Genomic DNA, 16,885 nt, shown 5'->3' with positions numbered 1-16,885 from the left:
AACCCTCAGGCGTTCTGGAAAGCGGGATGCCAGCCGAGCGACAACCGCTCAAGCAGGCGGGCGAGGCTGTCGGCGAGCTTGCCAAGCAGCGCGTAGATCAGGATCGACAGCACGACGACGTCGATGAGCAGGAACTCGCGCGCCTGCATGGCCATGTAGCCGAGGCCGGAACTGGCGGAGATGGTTTCGGCGACGATCAGCGTCAGCCACATGATGCCCAGCGCATAGCGCAGTCCAACGAAAATCGCCGGCAGCGCGCCGGGCAGGATCACGCGGAAGAACAGCGCGCGCCGGTCCATGCCGTAGACACGGCCCATCTCGACAAGCTGCGGGTCGACGCTCTGGATGCCGAGCAGCGTGTTGACATAGATCGGAAAGAACACGCCGAGCGCCACCAGGAAAAGTTTTGCTTCCTCGTCGATGCCGAACCACAGGATGACGAGCGGAATCAGGGCCAGATGCGGAATGTTGCGGATCATCTGCAGCGTGGTGTCGGTCAGGCCGTGGCTGAGCCGCGACAGCCCGTTGGCGAGGCCAAGCGCAAAGCCGATCGAGCCGCCAATGGCGAAGCCGGCAAGCGCGCGCGCCGTCGAGACGCCGATGTTGCGGATGAGTTCGCCCGACAGGGTCAGCCGCCAGAACGCCTCGGCCACGGCGCTGGGCGCCGGCAGGACGTTGGGCGGCATCAAGCCCGCACGGCTGGCGATCTCCCAGCCGGCGATGACCAGAACCGGCAGCAGCCATCCGATGCCGTTCCTGTGGAGGCGCGCGGAAAAGCTCATGACGAAGCCTGCAGGCGGGCCGCGCCATGGAAGCCGACGGAGAACTCGTTGGCGATATCTTCGCGCGCCTTGAGCCGCCTTGTGCCGAGCCCGAGACGCGGAAACAGAAGCTCGGCGACGCGATAGGCTTCTTCAAGATGAGGGTAGCCCGAGCCGATAATGGTGTCGATGCCGATCGCCTGATACTCGCGGATGCGCTCGGCGATCTGCTCCGGCGTGCCGACCAGCGCCGTGCCGGCGCCGCCGCGTACCAGCCCGACGCCGGCCCAAAGATTGGGCGACACGACCAGCTTGTCGCGACGGCCGCCATGCAGTTCCGCCATGCGGCGCTGGCCGACCGAGTCCATCTGGTTCAGAAACCGCGCTTGTGCGTTCTCGATCTGGGCATCGGTGACGTGGCTGATCAGCCGGTCGGCGGCGCGCCAGGCTTCGTCCTCGGTCTCGCGGACGATAAAATGCAGCCTGATGCCGAAGCGCAGCTTGCGGCCGCGAAGTGCCGCCTTCCGGCGGGCCGAGGCGAGCTTCTCGGCCACCTGTGCCGGCGGCTCGCCCCAGGTGAGATACATGTCGACGAGTTCGGCGGCGAGGTCCTGCCCGGCATCCGAGGATCCGCCGAAATAGAGCGGCGGCCGCTTCTGCACCGGCAGGAGGTCGAGGCGGCCGTTCTCGACGCGATAATATTTGCCATCGAAATTGACGCGTTCGCCGGAGACCAGGCCACGCCAGATGGTGAGGAATTCGTGCGCCTGGGCATAACGCTCGTCATGCGGCAGGAAGACGCCGTCGCCGGCAAGCTCGGTCGGATTGCCGCCGACCACGACATTGAGCAGCAGCCGGCCATTGCTCAGCCGGTCGAGTGCCGCCGTCTGGCGTGCGGCGAAAGTCGGCAGCGGCGCGCCAGGCCGGAGCGCGACGAGGAATTTGAGCTTTTCGGTGAGCGTCGCAAGACCTGTCGCGGTGATCCAGGAATCCTCGCAGTTCTGCCCGGTCGGCAACAGTACGCCGGGGAAACCGAGCCGGTCGACCGCCTGCGCGATCTCCTTGAAGTAGCCGAACTCGGGCGGCCGCTGCTGTTCCTCGGAACCGAGATAGGAACCATCGCCATGCGTCGGGATGAACCAGAAGAAATCGAGCGGCGCGGTGTCGGCTGGCGTGGTCATGACGGACCTCTTGGAGAGTGCAAACAGCGACGGCGCCGGGCGTTCTTACCCGGCGCCGCGCGGCAAAAGATCAATTCCCCGGCGCGCTCCACACGGCGTCGGAGATGCGGACCGCGTTCGGGATCAGCCCGAGCTTGTAGAAACGGTCGGCAGTCGCCTGCTGGCCGGCGACGATCTCGTCCGTGACCGGAAAGATGCCGAACTTGGTTCGATTGGCGGCGATCGTCTGCGCGTCGAGCGGCACGGCGGTAACCTCATGCAGCGCCTCGGCCACCTTGTCGCGGTTCTGGTCCGCCCATTTTGCCGCCGCGCCGAGGGCCGATATGGTGGTTGTGACGATCTCGGGATGCGCCTTGGCGAAATCCTTGTTGGCGAGGAAGTAGGTGTTGACCTTGAGAACCTCGCTGGAGCGGGCCAGCACGCGCGGCTGGTAACGCGTTTCGGCGATGGCGAAGAACGGATCCCAGACGGCCCAGGCATCGATCTGGTCGCTGGCGAAGGCGGCGGCGGCATCGGCCGGACTGAGATAGACCGGCGTGACCTGATCGAAGGAGACGCCTGCCTTTTCCAGCGCCGCGACGAGCAGATTGTGTGCGCTGGTGCCTTTGCCGACGCCGATGCGTTTGCCCTTGAGATCGGCGACCGACTGGATCGGCGACGCCGGCTTGACGAAGATCGCCTCGCCCTCGCCATTGGAGGGCAGCGCCGCGGCATAGACGATGTTGGCGCCGGCCGATTGGCCGAAGATCGGCGGTGCGTCGCCAGTCCAGCCGACATCGATGGCGCCGACATTGAGCGCCTCGACCAGCGGCGGCCCGGCGGTGAATTCCACCCACTTGACGGTGACGCCCTTGTCGACGAGCGCCTTTTCGATCACCTGTTGCTGCCGGGCGATCACCGGCAGGCCGGTCTTCTGATAGCCAACGCTGAACTGCTTCAGTTCCTGCGCAGCGGCGCCGAACGACATGGCAGCGCTTGCTGCCAGCAAGCCGATGCCGAAAACGCGTCTCGTCAGATTCAACATGATCCCTCTCCTTCGATGCAGGTCGGCGCCGGGAAACTATCCTCGCCGGTTGGAAGAGAGGTAAGGCTAGGTAGGTCTATAAATTTAGTGGAGAAATGATTTGGCGAGTTGACGCGAAAAAACGGAATTGTTTTTCATAATTGCGGGATAGCGCTTCCTCGGCCTACCCGCCGGTAACACGGAGGAGGCGAGACGGATCGCCCGCGTTCATTTCATGATTGTCGGGGGCGCCCCCCGTGGCCCTTCACTGCGACCAATACTGCCAGGCCCAGTAGAAACTTTCGTCGCGCGGCGGCAGGCGGTCGCGCTCGGCGTCGAGCCGTACCGGCGTGGGCGATCTGGGCTCGTCTTCAAACGGCCGGCCGTCCGTTTTCTGGAACGGGCGAAGCCGGTGACCGAGAAAGGCAAACAATGTCGCGGTGGAGTGGTCCATCATCGTGTCTCTCCTTTCGATTTCATTCGCGTCCCGCCCAGGGAACGAGCACGCGTTCGATCCGGCGGATGGTGAATTCGAGCAAGAAGGCGATGGCCGCGATCACCAATATGCCCATCACTACCACGTCGGTGACGAGGAACTGGGCGGCCGACTGGATCATGAAGCCAAGCCCGCGCGTCGCCGCCACCAGTTCGGCGGCGACCAGCGTCGACCAGCCGGCGCCGAGCGCTATGCGCAGGCCGGTCAGGATCGCGGGCAGCGCGCTGGGCAGGATCACGTGGCGGACCACTTGCGCGCGTGTCGCACCGAGAGAGCGCGCCGCATTGATACGCTCCTGCGAGACGCCGCGAACGCCCGACGCGGTCGACAGCGCCACCGGCGCCAGCATGGCAATGGCAATCACCAGTATCTTCGACGGCTCGCCGATGCCGAACCAGATGATGACCAGCGGCAGGTAGGCGAGCGGCGGGATCGGCCGCAGGAATTCCAGTAGCGGATCGAAGATGCCGCGTCCGACCGTGCTGATGCCGATGGCGAGCCCAACCGGCACGCCAATAAGGATGGCCGCGACGAGCGCGGCGAACACGCGGCCGAGGCTTGCCACGACATGCTCTAGCAGCGTCGCATCGACGAAGCCGTCGCGGGCGACCACAACGAACTTGTTCCACACGGCGACGGGCGAGGGCAAGAAAACCGGCGATACAAGCTGCAGGCGCGCCGACAGCGCCCACGCCGCCAGCACAACCAGTATCGTCACGGCGCTCACCATGCGCGCCGAAACACCGGCCCGCTTCGGCCGGGGCCTGGACCAAGGCACCGACAGGCCTTCAGCCTCGTCGATCTTGTGGCCTGGCCGTTCCGTGTAGGAGGTGAGAGTCATGCCGTCTCTCCCTCGAAGATGGCGTCGGTCAATTCGCCGCGCGCCGCTGCAAAGGCCGGGTCGGCCTTGATGCTGCGAATGGCTTCGCCCGACGCGTAGCGCCTGGAGAAGGCGGGCTCGAAAGTCCGCACAACGCGGCCTGGACCCGGAGCCAGCACGACGACGCTGGTGGCGAGCACCAGCGCTTCCTCAATGCCGTGCGTAACCATCAGCACGCCGACATCGCTGGCCGTCCACAAATCGAGCAGCGTCGTCTGCATGCGTTCACGCGTCAGCGCATCGAGCGCGCCAAGCGGTTCGTCGAGCAGCAGGAATTCCGGTTCGGCGGCGAGCGCCCGGGCGAGGCCGACGCGCTGGCGCATGCCGCCGGAAAGCTCCCAAATGTGTTTGTCGCCGACGCCGTCGAGCTTGACCAGCGCCAGAAGCTCGTCGGCGCGCCGGGCCCGTTCGCCCGGTCTGACGCCGCGCAACCGCAATGCGAAGGCAACGTTCTCGCGGGCCGTCAGCCACGGAAACAAGGCATCGTTCTGGAATACCACAGCGCGGTCCGAGCCTGGCGCGGTGATTGGCCGGCCGTTGATCGCGGCGCTGCCGCGCACCGGCCTGACAAGGCCGGCGGCGACATTGAGCAGCGAGGTCTTGCCGCAGCCGGAACGGCCGACAAGCACGACGAAATCGCCCTTGGCGACATTGATCGACACGCGCTCGACCGCGGGCGCCGGCTGGCCGTGATAGTGAATCGAGATCTTGTCGAGCACGAGATGCGGCATGGGTCCTCACGGGAGGTTCGTTGAACTGCCCCGAAACCGCGCCTCGTCAGCAGTTCCGGGGCAGACAGCACGCGGCGCCCGGGAAGGAGAGCGCGCGCGCGTTCGGAGCAATTCCAGGAAGTGTGCAGCGGTTCGCGTCCGGAATTGCGTGAAACAAATCCTTGCTTCAGTTCGAGGCCAGCGCTTCGGTGGCGTATTTCGATGTCACGTATTTCGTATAATCAGGCAGCACGGCGTCGATCTTGCCTTGCTCCTTGAGGAAAGCGGACGCCGCCTCGATCGCCCTGACGGTGCCGCCGCCGAGGAATTTATCGGAGGCCTGCTCTTCCAGCGTCGGGAAGACATAGCCCTTGAGCAGTTGCGGCACTTCTTCCAGCTTGGCGCCGGTGAGCTTGGCGATCTTTTCCGCCTGCGGCGAAGACACCGACCAGGCGTCCGGCTTGGCCAGGAAGGCGGCATAGGCGGCACCCGTCACCTTGACGAAATTGCGCACCGCTTCCGGGTTCTTGTCGGCAAAGTCGGTGCGCACGATCCAGGCGTCGAAGGTCGGCGCGCCCCAGGCGGCGACCTGCGAGGAGTCCAGCACGGTCTTGCCCGTCGTCTTGATCTGACCAAGCGCCGGATCCCAGACGTAAGCCGCATCGATGTCGCCCCGCGCGAAGGCGGCTGCGATTTCCGGTGGCCTGAGATTGAGGATCTCGACCGATTTCGGATCGACGCCCTCGTGCTTCAAGGCGGCGAGCAGGCTGTAATGCGTGGTCGAGACGAAGGGCACCGCCACCTTCTTGCCGGCGAGATCGGCGATCTTGTCGATGCCGGCACCGTTGCGCGCGACCAGCGCTTCGGATTGCCCGATCAAGCCGACAATGAAAATGGTCTGGATGGGAAGGTCGCGGCTTGCCGCCGCCGCCAGCGGGCTCGATCCGACATAGCCTATATCGACCGATCCGGAAGCGACCGCGGCAATGACGTCGGCACCGGAGTCGAATTTGCGCCAGTCTATCGCCGCCTTCGTTGCCTTTTCGTAGGTGCCGTCGGCCTGCGGCACTTTCGAGGGTTCGACCACCGTCTGGTAGCCGATAGTGATCTTGAGGTCGTCGGCAAAAACCGGGCCGAGGAAGGCGGCACCGGCAAGTGCTGCCGACGACAGGAGAAGAATGCGTCGCGAAATGGTGGACATGAAGGGCTCCTGAAAAGAGAAAATCGGAATGCCTCATCATAGTCAGCTAATTCTATCATTCCTGTAGAGTTAAATCCTTCCAACCAAAGCCGGCTTGTTAGAAAAAAGCTGCGGATAGCGCGTTGCTGAAGCGGATAGGGCGGTTGCGAGCGATCTCACGGCCTGATTCGAGCCGTGATGTTGGAGTTCGGCTGCCTCCAAGGTCTTCCGATGCCGACAGGACATAGGGTGGTCCCGTCAACGTCCTGCAAGGTTCTGCACCTCACCAACGCTCGAAGAAAACGGAATGGACCCGTGTCTCTGCCGCGATACCGCCGGCATCGCGGGTTACGAACGAGATTTCCCGCGCTGACGCTCGCCGGGCGAATTCATGCCTCAAACAGCCAAGGATTTGAAAACACATTCCGCGTGTCGAGGGGTAAGTATAGTATTCTTACATTGAGGAATGGAGGCGACGATGCGCGACCAATCCATGATCGCTCTCGGCTGGCTTTCAACGTCGTGCGGGTCGACGCAAACCACCGCTGCTGCCCTGGAACCATTTGCCGTCTTGCTGCCGGCGAAGCGCATTTCTGTGCTCTCAAAGGCACAAACGCCGGCAAATATGGCCGTAGCAGCTTGAAAATGAAGCAAAATCAACAGCTCTCGGCTTGTACATCATGTCACTAGAATTTATGTGTCATGGATGCTTGGACGCGGCGAGGAGGCACGCCAGGCGTTTCGCAACAGGTGGCTTCGGCCCACCGCATGACAGAGAAACGTTCGGCTCATGCTCACAAAGAAGGGCAAGTACGGCCTCAAGGCGCTCATACACCTCGCGCGGATACCGGCCGGACAGCTCGCTTTCGTCAATGACATCGCGACGGGCAACAACATCCCGAAGAAATTCCTCGACGCAATCCTGGGCGAACTGCGCAATGCCGGCTTCGTCCAGAGCCGCAAGGGCAAGGATGGCGGCTACCGATTGGCGCGGCCTGCCGACGAGATCAAGGTCGGCCATGTCGTGCGCGTCCTCGACGGGCCGCTGGCACCTATTCCCTGTGCCAGCCGCACCCAGTATCAGCGCTGTGAAGACTGCAACGAGGCGACATGCCAAGTCCGACATCTGATGCTCGAGGTCCGGCAAGCGATCGCCGAGGTGCTCGACCAGCGCAGCCTCGCCGAAATGCGCGATATCGCCAGCGACGAGCTTACGGTCGCGAGAGATATCGACGACCTTGCGGTCGCGGCGGTGAAAATCCAGGCCTGACGCCAGCGCTTCGCACCGGACTAGAACGCGCATGACCGGGCGCGCCAATTCGATCATCATTGTCGGCGGCGGCGCCAGCGGCGTCGTGCTGGCCGCGCATCTATTGAAATCGCCCAATCCCGATCTGCGGGTCACGCTGATCGAGAAGCGCCCCCATTTCGGCCAGGGCATCGCCTATTCGACGCTGCTATCGGCACATGTGCTGAACGTCAGCGCCGCCGGCATGAGCGCCTATGCCGATGATCCCGGCAATTTCTGGCGCTGGCTGCTGGAACGCGGCCTTGCAACCCCGGAACAGGCGCCGGTCTACGCGCCGCGCAGCCTCTATGCTCGCTATCTCAAGGAATTGCTCGACGATCTGGAAGCGGGCGAGCGCGCGACGGGCCGATTGCGCCTGATCCGCGAGGAAAGCCGGTCGATCTCGCCCACCGCTTCCGGGGTCGAGGTGGTGCTCGCCAACGGGACCAGCGTCGTCTCGCATCTTGCCGTGCTGGCCACCGGCCATGACGAGCAGCCGGCGCACGGCCATGCGATCAGGATGGGCTCGGAGGCAGACACCGCGCTCGGCCCGGACAGTCGTGTCATGGTGCTGGGTACGGGCTTGAGCATGGTCGACGCTTTCCTGGCGCTGGAACAGCGTGGCCACAAGGGCGAGATCGTCGTCATTTCCCGGCGCGGGCTGCTGCCGTCGCCGCACCGCAAGGGCAATCCGATCAAGCTCGACATTGCCGACATCCCGCTCGGTACCCAGCTTTCCTATTTCGTCGGCTGGTTCCGCGACCTGATTCGCGAGAACCAGAAAGCCGGCGTCGACTGGCGCGACGTGGTCGACGGCCTGCGCCCGTTCAATCAGAATATCTGGCAGAACTGGCCATCTTCGGCCAAGCGCCGCTTCGTCGAGCACACCAAGGCCTGGTGGGATATCCATCGCCATCGCATGGCGCCGGAAGTCTACGCCAAGGTGACCGGCGCGGTGCAATCCGGCCGCATTCGCCTTGTCGCCGGCCGCGTCGTCGACGTGACGGCCAATGACGGATTCATCGTCGCGGTCCAGTCGCGCCACACCCAGCGCCTCGAGACGTTCGACGTTGCCCGCATCTACGATTGCTCGGGCATCGTCAGGGACATCTCGACGTCTTCGAACAGCGTCGTGCGCTCGCTGGTCGACCGCGGGCTGGCACGGCCGGACCCGCTGCGCATCGGCCTCGATGTCACCGCCAATTGCGAGATCATCGCCAGCGACGGCACCGTGTCGACCAAGATCCTGGCCGTCGGCCCACTGACGCGCGGCACCTTCTTCGAGATCGACGCCATTCCCGACATCCGGGTGCAATGCGCCAGGCTGAGCAGACGGCTGCTGGGGTAGGTCGTCGCTCTACGGCGCCCTGCAGAGCCTTGCGCGGGGACGCCCAACCCGGAATGACATTCTCCATCTGGCCGGTTGATTGGCACGATCTATCTTCTTTCCAACTGCAAAGGGCTGGAAAAGAGGATACGCTGCCGCCCGCCCCCAAGGCGGCCGCTTGATCATGGAGCACGGATATGAGCAAGCACAAGGTCGCCGCGTCGGACAGCGCCCCTGCGGAAAGCGCAACGTCCCGTCTGCGTCCGCCCTACAAGTCGGTTCTCGACCTGATCGGCCAGACGCCGGTGGTGGAATTGACCACATTCGACACCGGCAAGTGCCGGCTGTTCATCAAGCTCGAGAGCCAGAATCCCGGCGGCTCTATCAAGGACCGCATCGCGCTGTCGATGATCGCCGCCGCCGAGAAAGAGGGCAAGCTCAGGCAAGGCGGCACAATCGTCGAGGCGACCGCGGGCAATACCGGGCTCGGCCTTGCCCAAGTCGGCATCCCGAAGGGCTATCGCATCGTGCTGGTCGTTCCCGACAAGATGTCGCGCGAAAAGATCCAGCATCTGCGCGCGCTCGGCGCCGAAGTGCGCATGACGCGCTCCGATGTCGGCAAGGGCCATCCCGAATATTACCAAGACATGGCCGAGAAGATCGCCGCCGAAGTGCCCGGCGCCTTCTATGCCAACCAGTTCGCCAATCCGGCCAATCCGCAGGCACATGAGACGACGACCGGCCCGGAAATCTTTTCGCAGCTCGGCGGCGATGTGGACGCGGTGGTTGTCGGCGTCGGCTCCGGCGGGACGCTGACCGGGCTTGGCCGTTATTTCGCCAAGGCATCGCCGAAGACGGAAATGGTGCTCGCCGATCCGGTCGGCTCGGTGCTGGCGCCGCTGATCAAGACCGGCAAGATGATTGAGGCCGGCAGCTGGACCGTGGAAGGCATAGGCGAGGACTTCGTGCCGCCCAATGCCGATCTGTCGCTGGTCAAGAAGGCGTATTCCATATCAGACAAGCAGAGCATGCTGGCGGTGCGCGACCTGCTGTCGAAGGAAGGCATTCTCGCCGGTTCTTCGTCGGGCACGCTGCTGTCGGCCGCCTTGCGCTATTGCCGCGAACAGACGCTGCCCAAGCGCGTCGTCACCTTCGTCTGCGACAGCGGCAACAAGTACCTGTCGAAGGTGTTCGACGATTTCTGGCTGGCCGAACAGGGCTTGGCCGAGCACGAGCAGCATGGCGATTTGCGCGACCTGGTGATGCGCTCGCATCGCACCGGCGACACGGTCTATGTCGGTCCGGACGAAAGCCTGCTCAACGCCTATGGCCGCATGCGCCGCTCCGACGTCTCGCAGCTGCCGGTGCTCGACAATGGCAAGCTCGTCGGCATCGTCGACGAGAGCGATATACTGGCCAAGGTGGACGGCCCGTATGACGGACGCTGGGAGCGCTTCAACGGCCCTGTGCGCACGGCCATGACCTCCAATCTGCACACTTTGCAGGCGAGCCAGACGCTGGACGCGCTGCTGCCGGTGTTCGACCGCAACGAGGTCGCCATCATCTTCGACGGCGACGAGTTCATCGGCCTGATAACCCGCATCGACCTGATCAACCATCTGAGGCGCGCACGATGACTTCATCCGGCAAGAACCGACTGGCTTTTTCGACGCGCACCATTCATGGCGGCCAGAACCATGATCCGTTGACCGGCGCGGTGATGGTGCCGATCTACGCCACCTCGACCTATGGCCAGCAGTCGCCGGGGGTGCACAAGGGGTTCGAATATGCCCGCAGCCAGAACCCGACGCGCTTCGCCTTCGAGCGTGCCGTGGCCGATCTCGAAACAGGCTCGGCGGCCTTCGCCTTTGCTTCCGGGCTGGCGTCGATCGCCACTGTGCTGGAGCTGCTCGATTCCGGCGCCCATATCGTCGCCACCGACGACATCTATGGCGGCTCCTTCCGCCTGATGGAGCGGGTGCGCAAGCGCTCGGCCGATCTCAAGGTCAGCTTCGTCGATTTCACCGATCTTGCCGCCGTCGAGGCGGCGATCCGCCCGGAGACGAAACTGCTGTGGGTGGAAACGCCGACCAACCCGCTGCTGCGCATCGTCGACCTCGAAGGCGTCGCGGCCCTTGCCAGGCGCAAGGGGATTCTCACGGTTGCCGACAACACCTTTTGCAGCCCCTATATCCAGCGGCCGCTGGAACTCGGCATCGACATCGTGGTCCATTCGACGACGAAATATCTCAACGGCCATTCCGACATGGTTGGCGGCGTCGCCGTAGTCGGCGACAACAAGGATCTCGCCGCCCAGCTGAAATTCCTGCAAAACGCCATCGGCGCCATATCGGGTCCGTTCGATAGTTTTCTGGCGCTGCGCGGCCTGAAGACGCTGGCGCTGAGGATGGAGCGGCATTCCGACAACGGTCTGAAAATCGCGCAGTGGCTGGAAGCCCGCAAGGATGTGCGCAGGGTCATCTATCCCGGCCTCGCCAGCCATCCGCAACATGCCGTCGCCGTCCAGCAGATGCATGCTTTCGGCGGCATGATATCGGCGGTGCTCGACCGCGACCTCGCCGGCACAAAACGCTTCCTCGAGCGCACGCAACTGTTCACCCTGGCCGAGAGCCTCGGCGGCGTGGAGAGTCTGATCGAGCACCCCGCGCTGATGACGCATGGATCGATCCCGGCCGAGAAGCGCGCCGAGATCGGCATTTCGGATTCGCTGGTGCGGCTGTCGGCGGGGATCGAGGATGGCGACGATCTGATCGCGGATTTGGAGCAGGCGCTGAGGGAATAGCGCAATCGGGAGGCCGGCCATCGCACTCAGTTGACCCAAAGCCCCAACTGTCCGAAGTGTAGCGCCCCATGGCCACGCGCGAAACACCTCCCGAAACTCCCCTGACCTTCGCGGTGCTGGTGTTTCCCGGCTTTCCGATGATGGCGTTCAGCTCGGTTATCGAGCCGCTGCGCGCCGCCAATATCTTGGCAAAACGGCAGTGCTATCGCTGGATCATCGTCGGTGGCACAAAAGGCCCGGTCGAGGCTTCGAACGGCGTCGTCATCCAGCCCGGGTTCTATGCCGAGAATGCGCCGAAGGTCGATCGCATCGTCGTCTGCTCGGGCGGCGATGCCGATCATCTCGTCGCCGAGGACGCGGCAAGCTGGATTCGCAGGAGCCTGCGCAATGGTGCCCATATCGGCGCGGTGGCGGATGCGGCATTCTTTCTCGCTCGTGCCGGCCTGCTCGATGGCCATGCCTGCACCTTGCACTGGACCAGCCAGGCGGCGTTCACCGAGGCGTTCCCCAACATCGAGCTCCGGCGCGATCTCTACGTCATCGACCGCAAGCGCTTTACGTCCGCCGGCGGCGTCGGCAGCCTCGACATGATGCTCGAGATCATCGCCAACGACTACGGCGCCGAGCTCGCCGCCGGCGTCGCCGAATGGTTCGTGCACAGCCAGTTGCGTTCCAGCGTCGATCGCAAGCTGATGCCGCTGCGCCTGCGAACCGGCGTCCAGAACGAGCTGGTGCTGTCGGCCATCGCCATCATGGAGGACGCGGTCGAGGAGCGGCTCGGCATGGCGGAGCTCACCGCACGGCTCGGCGTCTCCTCCGACAAGCTCGAACGCTCCTTCCGCTCCGAACTCGCCATCTCGCCCAATGGCTACTACCGGCGGCTGCGGCTGAAGCGCGCCGCCGACCTGCTGGCGCACTCAACGCTCGCCGTGCGCGACGTAGCGCTGGCCTGCGGCTTTGCCTCGATGTCGAGCTTTGCCCGAGCTTTTCGGGAAGAGCATGGCCATCCGCCGAAACTGGCGAGAAGGCATTAGGTCGCTGACGCGATGAGACGTCGGCGGGACAGCGCCTGCATCTCTTATCTGACCCAGCGGCATCCCGCACAACACACGCGGTTTTCCGCACAATCCTCCCACGCCTCCTGCGCCATGGTCTCACCTTGCAACCCACCCAGGGCCGTACCCCCATGAGCATCGTCGTATTCGATCCCGACAGCACAGAAGACGTGGACTTCAAGGACCGCATGCGCCATCCCGCGGCGGCCGATCCGGCGGGCGGCATGTGGCTGTCGGACACGGAGCCGTCCTTCATCGATGCGGATGCTTTGCGCAAGGGCCGGCTGGCCAAGCTGCGCGGCTGGATGCGCGAGGCCGGTTATGGCGGCGTCGTGCTGTTCGACCCCTACAACCAGCGCTACGCCACCGGGTCGCGCAACATGTTCGGCTATTTCCTGCGCAACTCGACCCGCTACTTCTTCATCCCCACCGAAGGGCCGATCGTGCTGTTCGAATACCCGCAGAGCTACCATGTCTCGATGGTGCTCGACATGATCGACGAGGCGCGTCCGTCCAAGCTCGTCTGGTCGTCGGTCTCGGGCCGCGACGACGAAACCGCCGGTCCTTTCGCCGACGAGATCGCCGAGCTTCTGAAGCAGCATGGCGGCGGCTCGATGAAGCTCGGGCTCGACCGCTGCGGCCATCTGCAGGCGCTGGCGCTGGAAAAGCGCGGCTGCGAGGTGAGGGATTGCCAGGGCGAAATCCTGGCCGTGCGCGCGGTCAAGACACTGGAGGAAGTCAAATGCCTGCAGGTGTCGATGGCCGGTGCCGAGGCGGCGGTCTATGCGGTGCGCGAGGCGATCAAGCCCGGCGTCTCCGAAAACGATTTGTTCGCCATCATGTATGGCGAGGTCATCCGCCAGGGCGGCGAGTTCATCGAGACGCGGCTGTTGACGTCGGGCCAGCGCACCAATCCGTGGTTCAACGAGGCCAGCGGCCGCAAGATCCGGCCCGGCGAACTTCTGGCGCTCGATACCGATACGATCGGCTGCTACGGCTATTATTCGGATTTCTCGCGCACCTTCCGCTGCGGGCCGGGCAAGCCGACTCCTTACCAGAAGTCGCTCTACCGCATGGCGCATGACCAGGTTCAGCACAACATCTCGATCGTCAAACCCGGCATGGCGTTCCGCGAAATCGCCGAAAAAGCCTGGAAGATCCCGGACCGCTTCGTCGACCAGCGCTACACCTCGGTGATGCACGGGGTCGGCATGCATGGCGAGACGCCGTTCATCGCCCATGCCATTGACTACGAGACCTATGGCCGCGACGGCCATATCGTGCCAGGCATGGTGGTGAGCGTCGAAAGCTATATCGGCGAGAAGGGCGGCCGCGAGGGCGTCAAGCTGGAGGACGAGATCCTGATTACCGAAACCGGCACCGAACTTCTGTCGCGCTTCCCCTATGAGGATGAATTTCTGGAGAAACAGGTTTGATGCTGGATCCGCGCTCCTTGGCGACTGTCGCGGCCTCCCATCGCTTCGTCATCCTAGGGCGGAGCAAGGAGCGTAGCGACGCGGCGCAGACCCTAGGATCCATGCCGCGACTTCAACGCGCCGCAACGGTGCAAGTTCTGCTCCGCTGCACCCTTCGGCTAACCTCCCGGCATGGATCCTCGGGTCTCCGCGACGGAGCTTCGCTCCTGCTCCGCCCGTGGATGACGAAGGTGGGGAGGCACCGGCCAATCGCCAGGGCCTGCGCCAGCCCACTGAACGGAGCCGCGTTGGCCCGCACCCCAGGCCCATCCGCATGAAAAGCCCCATTGCCATCAAGCGCGGCACGGTGGCCGCTGTTTTCATCGACCTGCAGGAAGAGCATCGGCAGGATGAGCGCTATCTCGTCGAGGGGTTTGAAAAAATCCTCGCCAACGTGCAGCGGCTGCAGGCGGTGGCGCGGCAGAACCATGTGCCGCTCTATCACTGGGCCTATATCGTCGACCTCGACCGCCAGGAGCGGCCGTTTCATCCGCTCGGCCCCGACGGCAAGTCGGCCTTTTCCGACAAGAGCGATCCGCTGACCGATATCTGCCATGAGGTGGCGCCGACCAATGGCGAGACCTTTCTGATCAAGGCCGAGGCCAGTGCCTTCCGCACCGGGCCGGCCGCCGATCAGCTCAGGGCCTCCGGCATCGAATGGCTGGTCGTTGCCGGCGTGTGGACCGAGGCTTGTATCGACGCCACGGTGAAGGACGCGCTGGCAAAAGGTTTTCGCGTGCTGCTGGTCAAGGATGCCTGCGGCAGCGGCAGTGCTGCCATGCACCAGACCGCCATCCTCAACCTCGCCAACCGGCTTTATGGCGGCGCCGTCACCGACACCGACGGCGCATGCCGGCTGCTGGCCGGCGAGACCGCCACCGCCTGGCAGGTCGAAGGCTCGGTACCGCTGCGCTTCACGTTCGACAACGCGGCCGAGCTTTACGCCGATCTATGACTGCCGGGAGCCGCGGCAAATACGAAACACGGCTCGACCCGGCCCTGTGGGCCTATATCGACGCGGTGAACGCCTGGTATCCGCCGGAGGTCACCGGCCTGCCGATCGACAAGCAGCGCGCGGTCTATGACAGAATGTGCCGGGCCTTCCATCAAGGCCGTCCGTCAGGCGTCAAGGCCAGCGACGGGCTGATCGCCGCCGCTGGACGCGACATCCCGGTCCGGCGCTACCAGATCGCCGGTCAGGACGCACCGGCCACGGTGCTCTATCATCACGGCGGCGGCTTCATCCTCGGCGGGCTCGACAGTCATGACGACATCTGTGCCGAGATCTGCGCCGGCACCGGCTTCGACGTGTTGTCGGTGGACTACCGGCTGGCGCCCGAACATTTGCATCCAGCGGCTTTCGACGACGCGCTGGCCGCCTTCGAATGGGCGGCCACGACGGACAGGCCGCTTGTTCTGTGCGGCGAGAGCGCCGGCGGCAATCTGGCGGCGGCGGTAGCGCGGGCGACGCGCCGGCGCGAGGCGATCGGACAGGTGCTGATCTATCCCGAACTCGGCGGCGACGAGAACTCGGGCTCCTATGTCGAGCATGCCGACGCACCGCTGCTGTCCGTGGCCGACATCGGCTTCTATCGCGACGTCCGCTCGGCCAAGCGGCAATCGCCCGGCGATCCGAGCTTCTCGCCATTGCGTGATGACGACTTCTCCGGCCTGCCCCCGACGGTGATCATCACGGCGGAGTGCGACCCGCTGTCCTCGGATGGCGAGGCCTACCGCGATCGCATCCTGGCTGCCGGCGGCAAGGCGTGGTGGCACGAGGAGAAACGGCTGGTCCACAGTTTCCTGCGCGCCCGCACCACGGTGCCGGCCGCGGCGCAAGCGTTTGCGCGCATCATCGCCGCGATTGCGGCGCTCGGCCGGGGGGATTGGCCCTACTGATACTTCGCCTTACTGCGGCGTCACGACACTTGCTTCGGTTGAAGCAACGTTTCGCCAGAGCGCCTTTTCACCGAGCGTGGCGACCATGCCGGCATGCGCGGCGCGCTCGGCCTCGGTCAGACGTAGCGGCAAGGGCGCCGGGCGCTGGCTGACCACAATTTCGATCTGGCGGACGTTCTCGCCACCGCCGGCCGGCGCGGTGGCGCTGTCGAGGATGAGCGCCGCCTGCTTGCCGCCGATCAGCTCGATATAGACCTCGGCCAGCAGTTCGGAATCGAGCAAGGCGCCGTGCTTGGTGCGCCTTGTGTTGTCGATGCCGTAGCGCCGGCAGAGCGCGTCGAGCGAATTAGGCCCCATCGGGTGCTTGCGGCGCGCCAGCGCCAGCGTATCGACGACAAGGCCGGGATCGACGACGGGGTGACCCAGCCGGCCGAACTCGACATTGAGGAAGCCGATGTCGAAGGTGGCGTTGTGCGCTACCAGCTTCGCGCCGTCGATGAAGGCCAGCCATTCCTGTGCAATATCGGCAAAGGTCGGCTTGCCCGCGAGGTCCGCCGCGCTGATGCCGTGCACCGCTTGCGCCTCGGCGTGGATCGCCCGGCCCTGTGGGTTGATATAGTGGTGGAAGGTCTTGCCGGTCGGGAAGCGGTTGACCAGCTCGACGCCGCCAAGCTCGATCACGCGGTCGTCGCGCGAATCAAGGCCCGTGGTTTCCGTATCGAAAATGATCTCACGCATCGAATCAGTCCGCTCCTGAGGAGCAGAATCATACACCAGAACAAAATGGCAATGGAAAACGAAGCTGGCCAGGGCAATGACTACAAGTT

The 16,885-nt window shown here is 64.4% G+C and carries 17 protein-coding genes; 9 read left to right on the top strand and 8 right to left on the bottom strand.

Translation table 11 applies throughout. The features are described from left to right. Positions 1–5: 5 nt before the first annotated feature. The 7 genes from NKJ26_RS07145 to tauA form a co-directional block, all read right to left on the bottom strand. On the bottom strand, positions 6–782 hold the full coding sequence (locus tag NKJ26_RS07145) for an ABC transporter permease subunit (protein WP_352694734.1): 777 nt from the start codon (positions 780–782) through the stop codon (positions 6–8). Continuing rightward, complete coding sequence (ssuD, locus tag NKJ26_RS07140; RefSeq protein WP_352694733.1) at positions 779–1,942, bottom strand: FMNH2-dependent alkanesulfonate monooxygenase; 1,164 nt, start codon at positions 1,940–1,942, stop codon at positions 779–781. Before ssuD ends, NKJ26_RS07145 begins: the two co-directional genes overlap by 4 nt. A gap of 70 nt (positions 1,943–2,012) precedes the next feature. Next, on the bottom strand, positions 2,013–2,909 hold the full coding sequence (locus tag NKJ26_RS07135) for a sulfonate ABC transporter substrate-binding protein (protein ID WP_352694897.1): 897 nt from the start codon (positions 2,907–2,909) through the stop codon (positions 2,013–2,015). A gap of 301 nt (positions 2,910–3,210) precedes the next feature. Continuing rightward, positions 3,211–3,402: a hypothetical protein gene (locus tag NKJ26_RS07130; protein ID WP_352694732.1), complete on the bottom strand. Its 192-nt coding sequence runs from the start codon at positions 3,400–3,402 to the stop codon at positions 3,211–3,213. 19 nt (positions 3,403–3,421) lie between these two features. Beyond that, positions 3,422–4,282, bottom strand: coding sequence for an ABC transporter permease subunit (locus tag NKJ26_RS07125; protein ID WP_352694731.1), 861 nt, complete (start codon positions 4,280–4,282; stop codon positions 3,422–3,424). After that, a complete protein-coding gene (locus NKJ26_RS07120; RefSeq protein WP_352694730.1) occupies positions 4,279–5,052 on the bottom strand; it encodes a taurine ABC transporter ATP-binding protein in 774 nt (257 codons plus the stop codon). Before NKJ26_RS07120 ends, NKJ26_RS07125 begins: the two co-directional genes overlap by 4 nt. Before the next feature lie 166 nt (positions 5,053–5,218). Further along, entirely contained in the window at positions 5,219–6,232 is a 1,014-nt protein-coding gene (gene tauA / locus NKJ26_RS07115; RefSeq protein ID WP_352694729.1) for a taurine ABC transporter substrate-binding protein, read from the bottom strand. Between the two features lie 457 nt (positions 6,233–6,689). Between tauA and NKJ26_RS07110 the strand changes: the two genes are divergently transcribed. The 9 genes from NKJ26_RS07110 to NKJ26_RS07070 all read left to right on the top strand — a co-directional run bounded on the left by NKJ26_RS07110 (position 6,690) and on the right by NKJ26_RS07070 (position 16,058). Continuing rightward, a complete protein-coding gene (locus NKJ26_RS07110) occupies positions 6,690–6,854 on the top strand; it encodes a hypothetical protein (RefSeq protein ID WP_352694728.1) in 165 nt (54 codons plus the stop codon). 147 nt (positions 6,855–7,001) lie between these two features. Continuing rightward, positions 7,002–7,481, top strand: a complete 480-nt coding sequence (locus tag NKJ26_RS07105; RefSeq protein ID WP_352602670.1) for an RrF2 family transcriptional regulator — start codon at positions 7,002–7,004, stop codon at positions 7,479–7,481. Between the two features lie 31 nt (positions 7,482–7,512). Further along, positions 7,513–8,847 (top strand): FAD/NAD(P)-binding protein, encoded by a 1,335-nt coding sequence (locus NKJ26_RS07100; RefSeq protein ID WP_352694727.1) that lies wholly within the window; start codon positions 7,513–7,515, stop codon positions 8,845–8,847. Between the two features lie 176 nt (positions 8,848–9,023). Continuing rightward, positions 9,024–10,463, top strand: coding sequence for a pyridoxal-phosphate dependent enzyme (locus NKJ26_RS07095; protein ID WP_352602667.1), 1,440 nt, complete (start codon positions 9,024–9,026; stop codon positions 10,461–10,463). After that, a complete protein-coding gene (locus NKJ26_RS07090) occupies positions 10,460–11,629 on the top strand; it encodes a trans-sulfuration enzyme family protein (RefSeq protein ID WP_352694726.1) in 1,170 nt (389 codons plus the stop codon). The genes NKJ26_RS07095 and NKJ26_RS07090 overlap by 4 nt, the downstream gene beginning before the upstream one ends. Positions 11,630–11,697: 68 nt before the next feature. Beyond that, positions 11,698–12,663, top strand: a complete 966-nt coding sequence (locus NKJ26_RS07085; RefSeq protein ID WP_352602664.1) for a GlxA family transcriptional regulator — start codon at positions 11,698–11,700, stop codon at positions 12,661–12,663. 152 nt (positions 12,664–12,815) lie between these two features. After that, a complete protein-coding gene (locus NKJ26_RS07080; RefSeq protein ID WP_352694725.1) occupies positions 12,816–14,120 on the top strand; it encodes a M24 family metallopeptidase in 1,305 nt (434 codons plus the stop codon). Positions 14,121–14,433: 313 nt separating this feature from the next. Next, complete coding sequence (locus tag NKJ26_RS07075) at positions 14,434–15,114, top strand: isochorismatase family protein (protein ID WP_352694723.1); 681 nt, start codon at positions 14,434–14,436, stop codon at positions 15,112–15,114. Then, positions 15,111–16,058: an alpha/beta hydrolase gene (locus NKJ26_RS07070; protein ID WP_352694722.1), complete on the top strand. Its 948-nt coding sequence runs from the start codon at positions 15,111–15,113 to the stop codon at positions 16,056–16,058. Before NKJ26_RS07075 ends, NKJ26_RS07070 begins: the two co-directional genes overlap by 4 nt. Before the next feature lie 9 nt (positions 16,059–16,067). On the opposite strand, the gene dnaQ is transcribed toward NKJ26_RS07070, so the two are convergent. Further along, on the bottom strand, positions 16,068–16,796 hold the full coding sequence (gene dnaQ, locus NKJ26_RS07065; RefSeq protein WP_352694721.1) for a DNA polymerase III subunit epsilon: 729 nt from the start codon (positions 16,794–16,796) through the stop codon (positions 16,068–16,070). Positions 16,797–16,885: the final 89 nt, after the last annotated feature.

Origin of the sequence: Mesorhizobium sp. M0152, from assembly GCF_040322415.1 — a bacterium.
In the GTDB taxonomy this organism is placed as follows: Bacteria; Pseudomonadota; Alphaproteobacteria; order Rhizobiales; family Rhizobiaceae; genus Mesorhizobium.
Note: the sequence above shows the minus strand (reverse complement) of the source record. Positions and strands in the feature narration are given on the sequence as shown.